Origin of the sequence: Thermus altitudinis, from assembly GCF_022760835.1 — a bacterium.
Lineage (GTDB): Bacteria > Deinococcota > Deinococci > Deinococcales > Thermaceae > Thermus > Thermus altitudinis.
Genome location: NZ_JAKTNQ010000010.1, coordinates 37,048 through 51,601, shown reverse-complemented (window position 1 = coordinate 51,601; position 14,554 = coordinate 37,048). Strand labels below are relative to the sequence as shown.

Annotated in this window: 13 protein-coding genes; 3 read left to right on the top strand and 10 right to left on the bottom strand. The window is 65.7% G+C overall.

What is annotated here, in order from left to right; all coding sequences use genetic code 11:
- Positions 1-22: 22 nt before the first annotated feature.
- Complete coding sequence (locus L0D16_RS05355; protein ID WP_243030413.1) at positions 23-682, top strand: hypothetical protein; 660 nt, start codon at positions 23-25, stop codon at positions 680-682.
- Between the two features lie 4 nt (positions 683-686).
- Here the strand turns inward: L0D16_RS05355 and L0D16_RS05350 are convergent, their stop codons facing one another.
- From L0D16_RS05350 to L0D16_RS05340, 3 genes are all read right to left on the bottom strand, one after another.
- Entirely contained in the window at positions 687-896 is a 210-nt protein-coding gene (locus L0D16_RS05350) for a heavy-metal-associated domain-containing protein (protein ID WP_243030412.1), read from the bottom strand.
- 4 nt (positions 897-900) lie between these two features.
- Positions 901-1,326 carry a DUF1999 family protein gene (locus L0D16_RS05345; RefSeq protein WP_243030411.1) on the bottom strand — a complete coding sequence of 142 codons (426 nt, stop codon included), beginning with the start codon at positions 1,324-1,326 and terminating at the stop codon, positions 901-903.
- 64 nt (positions 1,327-1,390) lie between these two features.
- On the bottom strand, positions 1,391-2,719 hold the full coding sequence (locus L0D16_RS05340) for a vWA domain-containing protein (RefSeq protein ID WP_243030410.1): 1,329 nt from the start codon (positions 2,717-2,719) through the stop codon (positions 1,391-1,393).
- Between the two features lie 102 nt (positions 2,720-2,821).
- On the opposite strand from L0D16_RS05340, the gene tsaD reads away from it, so the two are divergent.
- Together tsaD and secA are read left to right on the top strand one after the other, a co-directional pair.
- On the top strand, positions 2,822-3,793 hold the full coding sequence (gene tsaD, locus L0D16_RS05335; protein WP_243030409.1) for a tRNA (adenosine(37)-N6)-threonylcarbamoyltransferase complex transferase subunit TsaD: 972 nt from the start codon (positions 2,822-2,824) through the stop codon (positions 3,791-3,793).
- A 38-nt stretch (positions 3,794-3,831) separates the two neighbouring features.
- Positions 3,832-6,828 carry a preprotein translocase subunit SecA gene (gene secA / locus L0D16_RS05330; RefSeq protein ID WP_243030408.1) on the top strand — a complete coding sequence of 999 codons (2,997 nt, stop codon included), beginning with the start codon at positions 3,832-3,834 and terminating at the stop codon, positions 6,826-6,828.
- Positions 6,829-6,909: 81 nt separating this feature from the next.
- Here secA and L0D16_RS05325 read toward each other — a convergent pair whose 3' ends face one another.
- From L0D16_RS05325 to L0D16_RS05295, 7 genes are all read right to left on the bottom strand, one after another.
- A complete protein-coding gene (locus L0D16_RS05325) occupies positions 6,910-7,644 on the bottom strand; it encodes a YebC/PmpR family DNA-binding transcriptional regulator (RefSeq protein WP_243030407.1) in 735 nt (244 codons plus the stop codon).
- Complete coding sequence (locus L0D16_RS05320) at positions 7,631-9,166, bottom strand: cation:proton antiporter family protein (RefSeq protein WP_243030406.1); 1,536 nt, start codon at positions 9,164-9,166, stop codon at positions 7,631-7,633. The genes L0D16_RS05325 and L0D16_RS05320 overlap by 14 nt, the downstream gene beginning before the upstream one ends.
- 69 nt (positions 9,167-9,235) lie before the next feature.
- Positions 9,236-9,871 carry a DsbA family protein gene (locus L0D16_RS05315; protein WP_243030405.1) on the bottom strand — a complete coding sequence of 212 codons (636 nt, stop codon included), beginning with the start codon at positions 9,869-9,871 and terminating at the stop codon, positions 9,236-9,238.
- A 55-nt stretch (positions 9,872-9,926) separates the two neighbouring features.
- Positions 9,927-10,871, bottom strand: a complete 945-nt coding sequence (gene speE, locus L0D16_RS05310) for a polyamine aminopropyltransferase (RefSeq protein ID WP_243030404.1) — start codon at positions 10,869-10,871, stop codon at positions 9,927-9,929.
- A gap of 2 nt (positions 10,872-10,873) precedes the next feature.
- Positions 10,874-11,275 (bottom strand): S-adenosylmethionine decarboxylase, encoded by a 402-nt coding sequence (gene speD, locus L0D16_RS05305; protein ID WP_243030403.1) that lies wholly within the window; start codon positions 11,273-11,275, stop codon positions 10,874-10,876.
- 22 nt (positions 11,276-11,297) lie between these two features.
- Positions 11,298-13,898 (bottom strand): FtsK/SpoIIIE family DNA translocase, encoded by a 2,601-nt coding sequence (locus tag L0D16_RS05300; protein WP_243030402.1) that lies wholly within the window; start codon positions 13,896-13,898, stop codon positions 11,298-11,300.
- Between the two features lie 78 nt (positions 13,899-13,976).
- Positions 13,977-14,468: an OmpH family outer membrane protein gene (locus L0D16_RS05295; RefSeq protein ID WP_243030401.1), complete on the bottom strand. Its 492-nt coding sequence runs from the start codon at positions 14,466-14,468 to the stop codon at positions 13,977-13,979.
- Positions 14,469-14,554: the final 86 nt, after the last annotated feature.

The following is a 14,554-nucleotide window of genomic DNA, read 5'->3' as shown; positions in this document are numbered from 1 at the left end:
GCTAGAGGGGAGGAGGACCCTTTTGCAGGAGTTTTTAGCCGACCTCTATAATGCCCGCGACACCCAGTACGCCCGGCTCCTTACCCTTCACAACAAGGGTACGTATCTCCTTTGGCTGGGACTGTTGGTGGCGGCCGCCTTGATTCTTTTATGGAAGTCATTCTTAATGGAGGTTTTTGGCTCCGTTCAACCCCTTTTTCTATTCCTTGCCGGTTTCGGGGGCGGCCTGCTTTCCCGGCTCCTACGGGTGGTGCGAACCGACAGGCTTCCCACGGACTACGGGGCTTACTGGGTACCCCTGTTTCTGTCCCCTGTACTGGGTGGGCTTGCGGCCCTCCTGGGGGTGTTGGTTGTGGAACTGGGGGTGGGGCTAAAGCTCCTTGGGGAAGGGGTTACGGGCCTGCTCCAGCCCCCCTCGGTGTACGGACTAGGGGTGGTCTTGGGCTTTAGTGAGCGCCTCTTCCAGGGGCTCTCCCAGGGGGTGGAGGACAGGTTGCTCCCTCCTCCTGGGAAGGGAGGCGGAAGCCCCGCGCCTTCCCCACCCGCCGGTGGCACCCCAGGCGGGGCGGGGTCCACTGGGGGTGGGCCTGAATGCCCTCCCCCAGTAGGGCAAGGGGAGGGACAGGGAGGCGATGGTAATAGCCTGCTCAGCGTTCCGGAGGAGATGCCTTCCCGAAGGTAGCCCCTTAGAGCATCCCTGCCAGGAAGCCCTCCTCCCGGATGGTGCGCAACAGGTCCATCACCGTGAGGACCTGGGGGTCGTACTCCACCAGGACCTGGGCGGGGCCGGTGGCCTGGACCTCGGAGGTTCCCTCCAGGCTCCGCAAGGCCGCAAGGATCCGTTCCATGCCCTCTGGGGTGGGCTCCCCCCGGATGCCGATGAGGACGCGGTTCATGCCCCTATTCTAGAACGCCCCGGGCCTCCCCCCTTGCCCCCCGGCTTCCCAGGATGCGCACCGCCAGCACCAGGGGGCCTAGGTGGAATCCCTGGGCCTCTAGAGCCCTTTTGAGGGCTTCCCGGTTGGGGTCCAGGTGCAGGGCCACCTCGTAGACCCCAGCGTCGTAGGCGCTTTTCACCACGGCCGCCAGGAGGCCTTCCAGGGTGGCCTGGTCCTCACCCTCTATCCGGCTTATGAGGACCGTAGTGGCCTCCCCTTGCCAAAGGGCCTGGGCCAGGGCGAAGCCCTTGGGCTCCTCCCCTTCCTCCGCCAGGAAGGAGTGCCCGGTGCGGGCGAAAAAGCGCACTGCTCCCCGGCTTAGGGGCCGGTTTCCCGCCACCCGGTTCAGGAGATCCAGATCCAGCTCGCTAAAGGGACGGAAGCGCATGGGCCCACTATGCCACCCCACCGGGGCTTTCGCCAAGCCAAGGGGGATGGGGCCAAGGGGGGCCTTATCCCTTTTGGGCTTCTGGCCTTGGGCGGAAGAGGAAGGCCTCCAGGAGGAGGACCATGGCGGCCAGGAGGGCCAAATAGCGGCCTGCTCCCCCTTGCTCCTTGGGCAGGAAGCTGGGCCCGGGGGTGGGGAGTAGGGTTTCCCCTGGGGAGAGAAGCCCGCTTCGCACCTCCCGGTAGGGCCTGAGGAAGTTGTAGACCAAGATGGGGAAAAAGGGACGGTCCTGGATGGCCGCCAAAGGCGGTAGGTATAGCCCCTTTTCGCTGAAGAAGATGAGCTCCCCCTCCTCGCCCTCGGCTAGGGGTTGCCAGGGCCCTTTGGGGGGTGGAGGGGAGGGCAGGCGTTCGCCCAAGAGGGCCACGCCTTCCAGGAGGGGATGGGGGGTGGTGGCCAGGACCGGGACCGGGTTCCCCCCTTGGGGGGCCAGGTAGAGGGTGGGCCTATCGGGCAGGCCCTCCGGTACCCCGATGCGCACCTCCACCTCGTCCCCCGGGGCCGTTCCCAGGAGCAGGAAGAGCCTCTCCAGGGCGGGGGCCTTGGGGTAGACCACCCCAGGCCGCCTAAGGCCGAAGCTGGCCTGGTCGTCCAGGTCTAGGGCGTCCCCGTTTAGGAGGCGGGCGGTGAAGGTGGAGGGAAGCTTCTCCAGCCGGGCAAAGCCCCCGGGGGGGACCGGCACCTCCTCCACCTTGCCCCCCACCTCCACCCGGGCGGTGAGGGTACGCCCCGCGCTGTTCCCCAGGGCCAAGAACCCCGGGGCCACGGCCACGATCCCCAGGTTCTCCTGGGGAGTCCCCACGCCGATGTACCCCTCTACCCCGGGGGGCGGGGGGGCGTCGCTGGCCACCACCACGGGGGCCTTTAGGAGCCTTCTGCCTAAGGCGATGGCTTCCTCCAGCCGGGCCTCCCGGTCCTTGGCCTCCAGCTCTAAAAGCCTCCCCTTTAGGGCGATGCCCGGGGCGGGGCCAAAGGCTTCAGGCCTTTCCCCCGCCCGCACCAGCACCGCCTCCGGGGTCCTTTCCAGAAGGGGAAGGAGCCTTTCCTTAGCCAGGTCCAGCCGGGTTTTGGCCCCTTCCCGGGCGGCCATGCTGGCGGAGGCGTCCACCACCAGGACCAGGGGGGAGGGTCCTAAGGGAGGGTCCTCGAGGGCCAGGACCATGAGGGCCGCCCCCAGGAGGAGGAGGAGGAGCCTTAGGTCCCACCGCGGCCGCAAGCGCCTCCTCCTGCCCCTTGACCAAAGCCACACCCCCGCCCAGGGGCGCACCCTGGGCCTCCTCGCCCGGTAGAGGAGGTAGACCAGGAGGAGGACCGGGAGGAGGAGCCAGAGCATCCCCCTTAGCCTAGCCGGGCCCCTCGGCGTCTGCTAGGGTAGTAAGGGCCCAGGGGCTTGGGCAGGTCCGGATTCCCGGGGCGGGGGTTTGGAGGAAAGGCTATGTGGACTTTGGGCATAGACACCTCGTGCGACGACACCGGGGTGGGCTTGGTACGGGATGGGGAGGTGGTGGTCAACCTGGTGGCCAGCCAGGTGGCCCTGCACCAGGCCTTTGGCGGGGTGGTGCCCGAGCTGGCGAGCCGCGAGCACCTCAAGGCCCTTCCCCTCCTGGTGAAGGAGGCCTTGGCCCAGGCGGGGATCGGGCCCAAGGACCTCTCCCTGGTGGCGGCTACCCGGGGTCCGGGGCTCATCGGGGCCCTGCTGGTGGGATACACCTTCGCCAAGGGGCTGGCTTGGGCCCTGGATAGGCCCTTTTACGCCATCCACCACCTCGAGGCCCACATTGTGGCCGCTTGGCCCGAGGGCTTAAACCCCCCTTTCCTGGCCCTGGTGGCCTCCGGGGGGCACACCCACCTCTTCCTGGTGGAGGCCTTGGGCCGCTACCGCCTCCTGGGGGCCACCCGGGACGATGCCGCCGGGGAGGCCTTTGATAAGGTGGCCAGGCTTCTGGGCCTGGGGTTTCCCGGGGGGCCGGAGATCGAACGTCTGGCCCAGGAGGCCAAGGAGAAGGTGCCCTTCCCGGTGCCCCTACGGGAGCAGAAGGGCTATGACTTCAGCTTCTCCGGCCTTAAGACCAAGGCGGTGCAGCTTCTGGAGGCGGGGCACGAGGCCCCGGCCTTGGCCAAGGGCTTCCAGGAGGCGGCGGTGGAACATTTGGCCCAGGTGGTCCTCCGGGCCGCCAAGGACACCGGCCACCGGGTGCTCCTGGTGGCGGGGGGGGTGGCGGCCAACCGCGCCCTGCAGGCCCGCTTCCAGGAGGCGGGGCTCACCGTCTACTTCCCCCCTAAAGGGCTTTCCCAGGATAACGGGGCCATGGTGGCCTTGGCCGCCTGGCGGCGCCACCAAGCGGGTGTTGCCCCTAGCCCCTTATCCTTGGGGGCCACTGCCTACTGGCCCTTGGAAGAGGCCTGAAGGCTTTCTCATCCAATAGGGGTACAATCGGCCTTAGGATGCTGGGCCTCATACGGAAGCTTTTTGACAACAACGAGCGGGAGATCGCCCGCTACTACAAGCAAGTGGTGGAGCCCACCAACCGGCTGGAGCCGGAGGTGGAGGAGATCCCTGACCTGGCTGCGGCCTATGGGGAACTCAGGGAGAAACACCAAAAGGGGGCAAGCCTGGAGGAGCTTCTCCCCATGGCCTTCGCTCTGACCCGGGAATCCGCCAAGCGCTATTTGGGCCTGCGCCACTTTGACGTGCAGCTCATCGGCGGGGCGGTCCTCCACGAGGGCAAGATCGCCGAGATGAAGACCGGGGAGGGGAAGACCCTGGTGGCCACCCTGGCCGTGGCCTTGAACGCCCTGAGGGGTAAGGGTGTGCACGTGGTCACGGTGAACGACTACCTGGCCCGGCGCGACGCCGAGTGGATGGGGCCCGTGTACCGGGGCCTGGGCCTCAGCGTGGGGGCGATCCAGCACAGCTCCACCCCCGAGGAGCGCCGCAAGGCCTACCTGGCGGACGTCACTTACGTGACCAACTCCGAGCTGGGCTTTGACTACCTGCGGGACAACATGGCCATAGCCCCGGACCAGCTGGTCCTGCGCCACGATACCCCCTTGCACTACGCCATCATTGACGAGGTGGACTCCATCCTCATTGACGAGGCCCGCACCCCCCTCATCATCTCGGGCCCCGCGGAGAAGGCCACCGACCTCTACTACAAGATGGCGGAGATCGCCAAGAAGCTGGAAAGGGGCCTGCCCGCCGAGCCCGGGGTGCGCAAGGAGCCCACGGGGGACTACACCATTGAGGAGAAGAACCGCTCCGTGCACCTCACCCTCCAGGGCATCGCCAAGGCGGAAAAGCTCTTGGGGGTGGAAGGGCTTTTCAGCCCGGAGAACATGGAGCTGGCCCACATGCTCATCCAGGCCATCCGGGCCAAGGAGCTCTACCACCGGGACCGGGACTACATCGTCCAAGACGGCCAGGTGATCATCGTGGACGAGTTCACCGGCCGGCTCATGCCGGGGCGGCGGTATGGGGAGGGCCTGCACCAGGCCATAGAGGCCAAGGAGGGGGTGCGCATAGAGCGGGAGAACCAGACCCTGGCCACCATCACCTACCAGAACTTCTTCCGCCTCTACGAGAAGCGGGCGGGCATGACCGGTACCGCCAAGACCGAGGAGAAGGAGTTCCAGGAGATCTACGGCATGGACGTGGTGGTGGTGCCCACCAACCGTCCCATGATCCGCAAGGACTTGCCCGATGTGGTCTACCGCACGGAAAAGGGCAAGTTCTATGCGGTGGTGGAGGAGATCGCCGAGAAGTACGAGAGGGGCCAGCCCGTCTTGGTGGGCACCATCAGCATTGAGAAGTCGGAAAGGCTCTCCCAGATGCTCAAGGAGCCCCGCCTCTACCTGCCCCGGTTGGAGATGCGCCTGGAGCTATTCAAGAAGGCCAGCCAGAAGCAGCAGGGGGAGGCGTGGGAGCGCCTGAGGAAGCTCTTGGAAAAGCCCACCCAGCTCAAGGACGAGGACCTGGCCCCCTTTGAGGAGCTCATCCCGGCCAAAGGCAACCTGAGGGCGGCTTGGGAAGGTCTGAAACGGGCGGTGCACACCCTGGCCGTGCTGCGCCAGGGCATCCCCCACCAGGTGCTCAACGCCAAGCACCACGCCAAGGAGGCGGAGATCGTGGCCCAGGCCGGCCGGAGCAAGACGGTCACCATCGCCACCAACATGGCGGGCCGGGGCACGGACATCAAGCTGGGCGGAAACCCCGAGTACCTGGCGGCGGCCCTTCTGGAGAAGGAGGGCTTTGACCGTTACGAGTGGAAGGTGGAGCTCTTCATCAAGAAGATGGTGGCGGGCCAGGAGGAGGAGGCCCGGGCCCTGGCCCAGGAGCTGGGAATCAAGCCCGAGCTTCAGGAAAGGATCCGCCAGATCCGGGAGGAGTGCAAGGCGGACGAGGAGAGGGTGCGAGGGCTGGGAGGGCTTTTCATCCTGGGCACCGAGCGGCACGAGTCCCGCCGCATTGACAACCAGCTCCGGGGCCGCGCCGGGCGCCAGGGGGACCCGGGGGGAAGCCGCTTTTATGTCAGCTTTGACGACGATCTCATGCGCCTCTTTGCCTCGGACCGGGTCATCGCCATGCTGGACCGCATGGGCTTTGACGATTCCGAGCCCATAGAGCACCCCATGGTGACCCGGTCCATTGAGCGGGCACAAAAGCGGGTGGAGGACCGGAACTTCGCCATCCGCAAGCAGCTTTTGCAGTTTGACGACGTGATGGCCCGCCAGCGGGAGGTCATCTACGCCCAGCGCCGCCTAATCCTCTTGGGCAAGGACGAGGAGGTGAAGGAAGCGGCCTTGGGCATGGTGGAGGAGACGGTGGCTGGGATAGCGGAAAACGTCCTCAACCCCCAGGTGCACCCGGAGGACTGGGACCTCGAGGCCCTCAAGGCCACCCTCCTGGACACCGTGCCCCAGCTGGAAGGCTTCCCCTTTGAAGACCTCCGCGCCCTGAAGCCCGAAGAGGGCGTGGAACGCCTGGTGGAGGCGGCCCTAAAGGCCTACGAGGCCAGGGAGGTGGAGCTTTCCCCACCCCTCATGCGGGCGGTGGAGCGCTTCGTGATCCTCAATGTGGTGGACTCCGCCTGGAAGGAGCACCTTCACAACCTGGATGTGCTCCGGCAGGGCATCTTCCTCCGGGGCTACGGGCAAAAAGACCCCTTCCAGGAGTACAAGATTGAGGCCACCCGGCTTTTCAACGACATGGTGGGCTTCATCAAAGGGGAGGTGGCCAAGTTCCTCTTCCGGCTCAAGGTGGAGGCGGAGCCCGTGCGCCCGGTGCGGGAAGCCCCGTACGTGCCCGTTCCCTCCCCTAAGGAGGAGGCCCGGTCCTTTGGCGTGGAGAAGAAGCGCCCTGCCACCCCACCTCCCCAGCCGGGTCTTTCCCGGGCCGAGCGCCGGCGGCTGATGCGGGAGGAGAAGAAGCGCAAGAAGGAGTAGGGAAGGTGGCCTGGGTTAACCCCAGGCCACCAAGGTCCTTCCCGGAGCCCCCACCCTGGCGCAAGCCAGGGTGGGGCGGTATCAGGCTTCCACCTGGAGGCTAGCAGGGTCCAGGTTGGTGTAGACGTGCTGCACGTCGTCCAGGTCCTCCAGGGCCTCCACCAGGCGCATCACCTTGGCCGCCTCTTCCGGGGAGAGGGCCACGGTGTTCTGGGGGTGCTGCACCACTTCCACCGCCTCCACGGGGATGCCCCGCCCCTTGAGCTCCTCGGCGATGCGGTAGGCATCGGCGGGGTCGGTGTAGAGGGTGAGGCTTTCCCCTTCCTCCTCGAGGTCCAAGGCCCCAAGTTCTATGGCCGCTTCCTGGGCGGCCTCGGAGTTTTGGCAGACGATCACCCCTTTGCGCTCAAACTGCCAGGCCACGCTGCCCGAAGCCCCCAGGGAACCCCCGTACTTGTTGAAGACGTGGCGCACCTCGCCGGCGGTGCGGTTGCGGTTGTCGGTGAGGGCATAGACCAAAAGGGCCACGCCGCCTGGGGCATAGCCCTCGTAGACGATCTCCTCGTACTGCTCGGCGCCATCCCCCCCGCCTTGAAGCTTTTGCAGGAGGCGCTCAATGTTTTCCATGGGGACATCGTCGGCCCGGGCCGCCTCTATGGCGTTGCGCAGCTGGACGTTGGCCTCGGGGTAGGGGCTTCCCCCGGCTCGGGCGGCCGCCTGGATGGCCCTTAGGTGCTTAGAGATGATCTTACCGCGCTTGAGGTCGTTGGCGGCTTTTTTGCGCTTGATCTGTGCCCACTTGCTATGACCGGCCATGGCTCACCTCACCCATTATAGCCAGCTTCTCCAGGACCTTTTCCGCCAGGCGCTCGCCGGCTTCGCGGAAGGGGTGGAAGAGGAGGGTGACGCCGGCGGCCTCCAGGGCCGGGTCTTCCTCCAGGTGGAAGCTGGTGGCGGCCAGGATGCCCCCAAAGCCCCGCTCCTTCAGCCAGCGGGCCGCCAGGAGTTTGGCCTCGAGGTCCGGTAGGGCCAAGACCACGGCCTTGAGGTTCCCCAGGTCCAGGCGTTCCCAAAGCTCGGGGTCCTCCGCGTCCCCGTAGAAGACCTTCCGCCCCTTGGCCTGGTGGCGGGCCACCTTTTCGGGGTCGGCGTCCAGGCCCACGGGGCGCTCCCCCTTAGCCTCCAGGATGCGGTAGACGGCCCCCCCGGTGCGGCCCATGCCCACGATGAGCACCGTGGCCCCTTCCAGGCGCTCGGGCTCCTGGTCGGGGTGGGCCACTTTCCGCTCCAGGGGGAGGAGGCGGGATTCCCAGCGCTTGTAGAGGCTATGGCTGTACCGGGCCAGGGGGGCGGAGAGGGCCATGGAGACGGCCACCGCCAGGGCGAGGGTGGAAAGGCCAAGGGGCAGAAGGCCCGCTCGTTCCAAGACCACGCCCACGATTAGGGCGAACTCGGAGTAGTTGCCCAGGTACATCCCGCTGACGAAGGCGGTGCGGGCCCGAAGCCCCAGGAGGAGAAAAAGGCCGAAAAAAAGAGGGGATTTGACCAGGATGAGGAGGAGGAGGGTCAGGACCAGCCCCACCTCCACGCCCCGTAGCCCCTCCCTTAGCCCTATGTCCAGGAAGAAGGCCACCAGGAAGGCCTCCTTCAGGCTCCAAAGGGCCTTGGCCATCTCCCCCCCCTTTTCATGGCCGGCCAGGAGGACCCCCATCAGGAGGGCCCCCAGCTCCGGGGATAGGCCCACCTGGCGGAAGCCCTCCCCCCCAAGGAGGGCTAGGCCCAGACCGAAGAGCACCAAGAGCTCGTCGTGGCCGCTTTTCTCCAATAGCCAGGCCACGGCAGACCGCCCTAGGGGCAGGAGGAGGATCAGACCGGCCCAGGGGCTGATCCGGTTTTCGCCGTAGAGGGTGATGAGGCCCACGGCCACCAGGTCCTGAAGGACCAGGATGCCTACGCTGAGGCGGCCGTGGTAGGTGGTGAGCTCCTTTTTGTCCTCCAGGACCTTCACCACCAGCACGGTGCTGGAAAAGGCCAGGGCTATGGCCAGGGGAAGGTTTCCCAGGAAGAGAAGGGCCAGGAGGGAAAAGACTAAGAGGTGGAGTCCCCCGGCCACCAGGACCCGAGGCTCCAACAGGTCCTGGAAGCGGAGCTTTAATCCCACGGTGAAAAGCAAAAGGAGGACCCCGATTTCGGCCGCATGGTGTAAAAACTCCGTCTCCCTCAGGCCCAGCCCGTGAAGGGCAAAACCCGCCGCCAAATACCCCACCAAGGGGGGAAGCCCCAGGCGGCTCGTCAGTAAGCCCAGGGCGAAGGCCGTGGCCACCCAAAGGGCTTCCATGGGTTCCAGGGTAGCAAAGAAATCAAGGGACGGCGGGCTTTACCTTTCCGTGTTTCTACACCTATCCCCTCACTTCTTTTCGGCCAGGGCTTTGTCCAGGAGGTTCTTCCATTCCTCGTAGCTCAGGAAGCCGGTGCGCTTCTCCCCGGCAATGAAAAAGGTGGGGGTGCCGGTGAGGCCCAGGTCCGTGGCCAGCTTTTGGTCGGCCAGGACGCCCTGGCGGTGCTTTCCGGAGGCCAGGCACTGGGCGAAGGCGTTCTCGTCCAGGCCCATCTGCCCGGCTAGGTCCACCAGGTAGCGGTCCAACACGCTTCCTTCCAGGTTGCCCCAGCTGGAGGCGGCCCGGAAGAGGACCTCGTGGTAGTCGTAGTAACGCCCTTGGTCGGCGGCGCAGGCGGCGGCCTCACTGGCCCGGATCACGTTGGCCTGGCCCGGGAAGGGGAAGTCACGGAAGAGGTAGCGCACCTTGCCGGTGTCTATGTACTCGGCCTTAAGCCGGGGAAGAACGTTTAGGGCGTGGTTTTGGCAGTGGCCACAGAGGTAGTTGGAGAAATCCACCACTGTTACCGGTGCCCCCTCGGAACCTAGGGCAAAACGAGCCCCTTGGGCGGGGTCCAGACCCGCCTTGCCCTTCGGACCCCATAGGATCCAGCCCAGGCCCACAAGGGCCAAGACCACCACCACGAGAACGATAACGCGTTGCATGGGCTTACTCTATCACGTCCCGGATGAGAAGCCCTAGAGGGCCCCGCAGGTCCGCCTAGCCCCGGTAGGGGGCCTGCCGGGCCTCTCCTTCGGGGGTAACGTAGAAGGGGTTTTGGTCCGTGGATACCAGGGTTTCCCGGTCTATGGCCTCCTGGATGTCCTTGGGCAGGACGAACATGGCCTCCAGGTAAGGGGCGGAAAGGTGGCGTAGGGCCAGGTTCCGCTCACGGATGCGGGCCGCAATCACCCCTTCGGAGAAGGCCGCGGGGTCAAAGGCGTCCGAGGCCAAGAGGAAGCCGAAGTTCAGAAAGAAGCCGGGGATGTGGTTCTTGTAGCTGCGCACGTAGCGGAAGGCCTCCCGCACCGTGCGGTGGATCACGGGATGGATCCGGTGGTGGGTGAGCATGATCATGCCCGCCTGCATGCCCATGATCCCGCCGGGGTTCAGGTGGCCCTTCACCAGCCGGTAGAACTCCACCGTATAGAGGAGCCGGGCGGGGTTGTCCTCCCCCACGGGGTCCGTGAGATCGATGATGACCACGTCGTACGTGTCCTGGGTGTGCTCCAGGTAAGCCCGGGCGTCGTCAATGATCAGGACCGCCCGGGGGTCCTCAAAGGCCCCCTGGTGCCATTCAGGCATGTGGCGCTTGGCCACCTCCACCAGCTCCCCGTCTATATCCACCATCACCGCCCGTTCCACGGTGGGGTGCTTGAGCACCTCCCGCAAGGTGGCCCCTTCCCCGCCTCCTACGATCAGAACGGCCTTGGGCTCGGGGTGGGAGAGCATGGCCGGGTGGACCAGGGTTTCGTGGTAGACGTACTCATCCCTTTCGGTGCTCTGGACGTCCTTGTCCAGGACCAGCACCTTGCCAAAACCCTGGGTTTCAAAAAGGAAGTAGTCCTGGTACTTGGTTCGGCCGGAGGCGATCACCCGCTCCATGCGCCGCACCATGGTCTCAAAGGGGGTGATGTGCTCAAAGAAGTACATGCCGTAGTCCATAGCTATCCTCCTTGTTGGCCGCCAAAGGCCCGCCGCTTGATGGCGTGTTCCGTTCCCCGCCAGTACCGGAAGGCCGATTCCTCCTTGGCCCCGAAGGCCCGGGAAAGCCCCTTCAGGACCTCCTCCGGGTTCACCCCATCCCGGTAGAAGTAGAGGTCCAAGGTGGCGGAGGCGTTATCCTCCGGCCAGGTGTGGATCATCACCGCCGCCACCGGGCTGACCACGGCGGCGGAAAGACCCTGGGGATGAAACTTGTACACCACCGACTGGGCCGCATCCCTGGGCGCCCCCAAGCGCATCACCGCATCCAAGAGGGCCGCCTCCACCATCTTGGGGTTTTCCAAGACATCCAGGTCGCAACCGTAGATCTCCGCCACCCAGCGCCCGCCCGGCACCGTTTCCACAAAGGGCCATGATAGCACACCTCTAGCCGAAGAAGTCCTTAAGCTGTTCCTTGCTGATAAGGACCTCCCGGGGCTTGGAGCCCTTGGGCGGGCCCACGATGCCCATGGCCTCGAGGGCATCCATCAGCTTCCCCGCCCGGGCGTGGCCGATGGAAAGCCGGCGCTGCAGGCGGCTTACGGAGCCATAGCCTTCCTCTACCACGATCTCCGCCGCCTTCTTGAGCAAGGGATCGGAGAAGTCCACCTCGCCCACCCCGGCCCCTTCCGGCCCCTTTGGGGGCTCAAAGTCCTGGCCGTAGGCTTCGGCAAACCGGTCCTCAAAGCTTTGCCCCCTTAAGAAACCCGCCAGGCGCCCTACCTCTTCCTCGGAAAGGTAGGGCACCTGCAGGCGCACGGGCTTAGGCAGCCCGGGCTGGTAAAAGAGGGCATCCCCCTGGCCGATCAGCTTCTCGGCCCCCTGGGTGTCCAGGATGGTGCGGGAGTCAAAGCCGCTGGACACGGCAAAGGCCAGGCGGGCGGGGATGTTCACCTTGATGAGGGAGGTAAGGATGTCCACGCTGGGGCGCTGGGTGGCCAGGATTAGGTGCATCCCCGTGGCCCGGGCCATCTGGGCCAGGCGCAGGATGGCCGCCTCCACCTCCTTGGGGGCGGTCATCATCAGGTCGGCCAGCTCGTCCACCACGATGACCAAATAGGGAAGGGTTTCCCCGCCCTCCTTTTCCATCTTGGCGTTGTACTGCTCCAGGTTGCGGGCCCCCACCCCGCTGAGCAGGCGGTAGCGCCGTTCCATGTGGGCCACGGCTCCTTGCAGGACCAAGGCGGCCTCCTCGGGGCTGGTGACCACCGGGCGCACCAGGTGGGGGATGCCCTCGTAGGGAGTAAGCTCCACCATCTTGGGGTCTATGAGGAGAAAGCGCAAGGAGGTGGGTAGGTGCTTAAAGAGGAGACTGGTGATGAGGACGTTGATGGCCACGCTTTTGCCACTGCCGGTGGAGCCGGCGATGAGAAGGTGGGGCATCTTGGCTAGGTCCCGCACCCAGATCTCCCCCTCAATGCTCTTGCCCAGGACCAGGGGCAGAAGGGCCTTGGCGTTTTGGAAGGCAGGGGAGAGGACGGCTTCGGAGAAGCGCACCAGTTCCCTTTTGGGGTTGGGTACCTCCAGGCCCACGGTGTTCTTTCCCGGAATGGGGGCTTCTATGCGCACCGCCCCTGCCGCCAGGGCCCGGGCCAGGTCGTTTTGCAGGCTCTGGATGCGGCTTATCTTTTCCCCAGGGGCAGGTAGAAGCTCGTAGCGGATCACCGAGGGCCCGCGGGCGTGGCCCACCACCTCCGCCTGGACCCCAAAGTGCTTGAGGGTGTCGGCGATGGTGCGCTTGAGCCTTTCCACCTCCTCCTCCAAACCCCGGGCCGTTCCCTTGGGCTCCGGGGGGTCCAGGAGGTCCGGGGTGGGAAGGGCCAAGGCGGTGCTTTGGGGAAGGGGACGGGGTGGGGAAGGCGGGTCCGGTGGAGTTTGGGGCGGGGAGGGCTCGGGAAAGACCAGGTCCAGGTCAAAGGGTTCCGGTTCGGGGGCAGGGGGTGGGGAGGAGGGGACGGGCGGGGGGTTACCCGTGAGCAAGGCCCTTAACCCCTCGGCCTGGGCCTCGGGATGACGGGAGAGGAAGGATAGCCAGGAGGCAAGCTCCTCAAAGCGGGCCTCCAGGTCCTGGACCAGGCCAGCAAGCTCCTCCCACCGGGCCTTGCGCTCCTCTCTAAGCCTTAGCCCCCGCACCAGTCCCCCCACGGTGGCCCTGGGGGTGGGGATGGGGTGGAGGGCCTTCAGGCGGGCGAGGAGGGCCTGGGCCTCGAGGTGGAGGGCGGCCCGCCGCTCCTCTAAGGCATCCCGCAAGGGACCCTCCCCAGGCACAGGGGCCTTCAGGCCCTGGAGAAGGGATTGGAGCCGGGGTTCCAGGGGCCTTTGGTCCTCCTCCATCTGCCGCCTCAGCTCGGCGGCCCGTTCCTCCAAGAAGGCCCTTAGGGCCTTCTCCACCCCGGGAAGCTCCGCGGGGGAAAGGTTCTGCGCCAGGGCCTTGAGGGCGGTGTGCTCAGGGTAAAGGCGGGCGAGGAGGCCGATCCTTTGCTTAAGGAGAAGGGCCTTCACCCGGTAGCGGACCCGTCGCACCCCCTCCACCCCCAGGTGCAGGCCGGTGAGGAGAAGGTGAAGGGGAGGCTTTCGCCGCCAGAGGTCCAGGACCAAGGAGGCCAGGATCAGGGGAAGGAGGAGGCCCAAGGCCCCGGCCTTGGTTTCCAGAAGGGACCGGGCCTCCTTCCCCAGCTGCCCCGAAAGGGGTCCCAGGAGGGGAAGGAGGGCCAAGGCCAGGAGGTAGAGGAAAAGGAGGTGGCGAAGGAGGGGTTTTAAGGGCTTGTTCCTGAAGAGAAAGGTTCCCAGGAGAAAAAGGCTTGGCGGTAGGAGGTAGGCGGGCAGGCCCAGCATCTGGTAGAAGCCTTCCCGGAGGAAGGAGCCGAAGGCCCCCGTGGGTAGGGGTAGGAGGGGAGCGGCGAAGAAGACCCCCGCTCCCAGGGCCAACATACCCAGGGCCTCGAGGTCGCGGTTACGGCTGGGCTTGGCCGGCTTCCGCTTGGCCATCGGAAGGATTATAACCTCCAGATGGACTAGCCAAAAGAAAAACCCCGGGGAAACCTTTCCCCGGGGGAGGGGTTTGGGCTAGCGCTTCAGCTCCTTCTTTACCGCTTCGGTTAGGTCGGTGTCGTCGTCGGCATACACCACCAGGCCCGACTGGGCCGCCACCTGGCGGCTCATGACCACGGAAAAGCCCTGGGCCTTGGCCACTTTGGCGATGGCCTTATCCACATCTTCCAGGATGGGTTTAAGCACAGGGTTCTGCCGCTCCTGCCACTTCTTCACCGTGTCCTGGTAGGTTTTGACCAGGTTCTCATAGTCCTGGCGCTCTTTGGCCGTGGCCTGCCCCGAGCGGATCTTGGCCTCCAGGGGCTTGATTTTTTCTTCTATTGGGCCCAGCTCCTTCCGGGCCTGGGCCTGGAGGTCCTGGACCTTTTTGTAATCGGGGTGGGCCTGCACCAGGGCATCGGCGTCCACAAAGCCCACCCGGGTGGCCACGTTCTTGTTCTGGGCCAGCATGGGGGTGAGAAGGGCGCTGAACGCCAGGAGGAGGGCTGCTAGGGAAAGCCGCTTCATAAAAGAAAGCCTAAGGCCTTAGGGTGAAGGGTGCGTGAGAGAAGCCTCTCTTCCCCTTGGCCGTAAGGAAGGGTAGCATGCCGGAA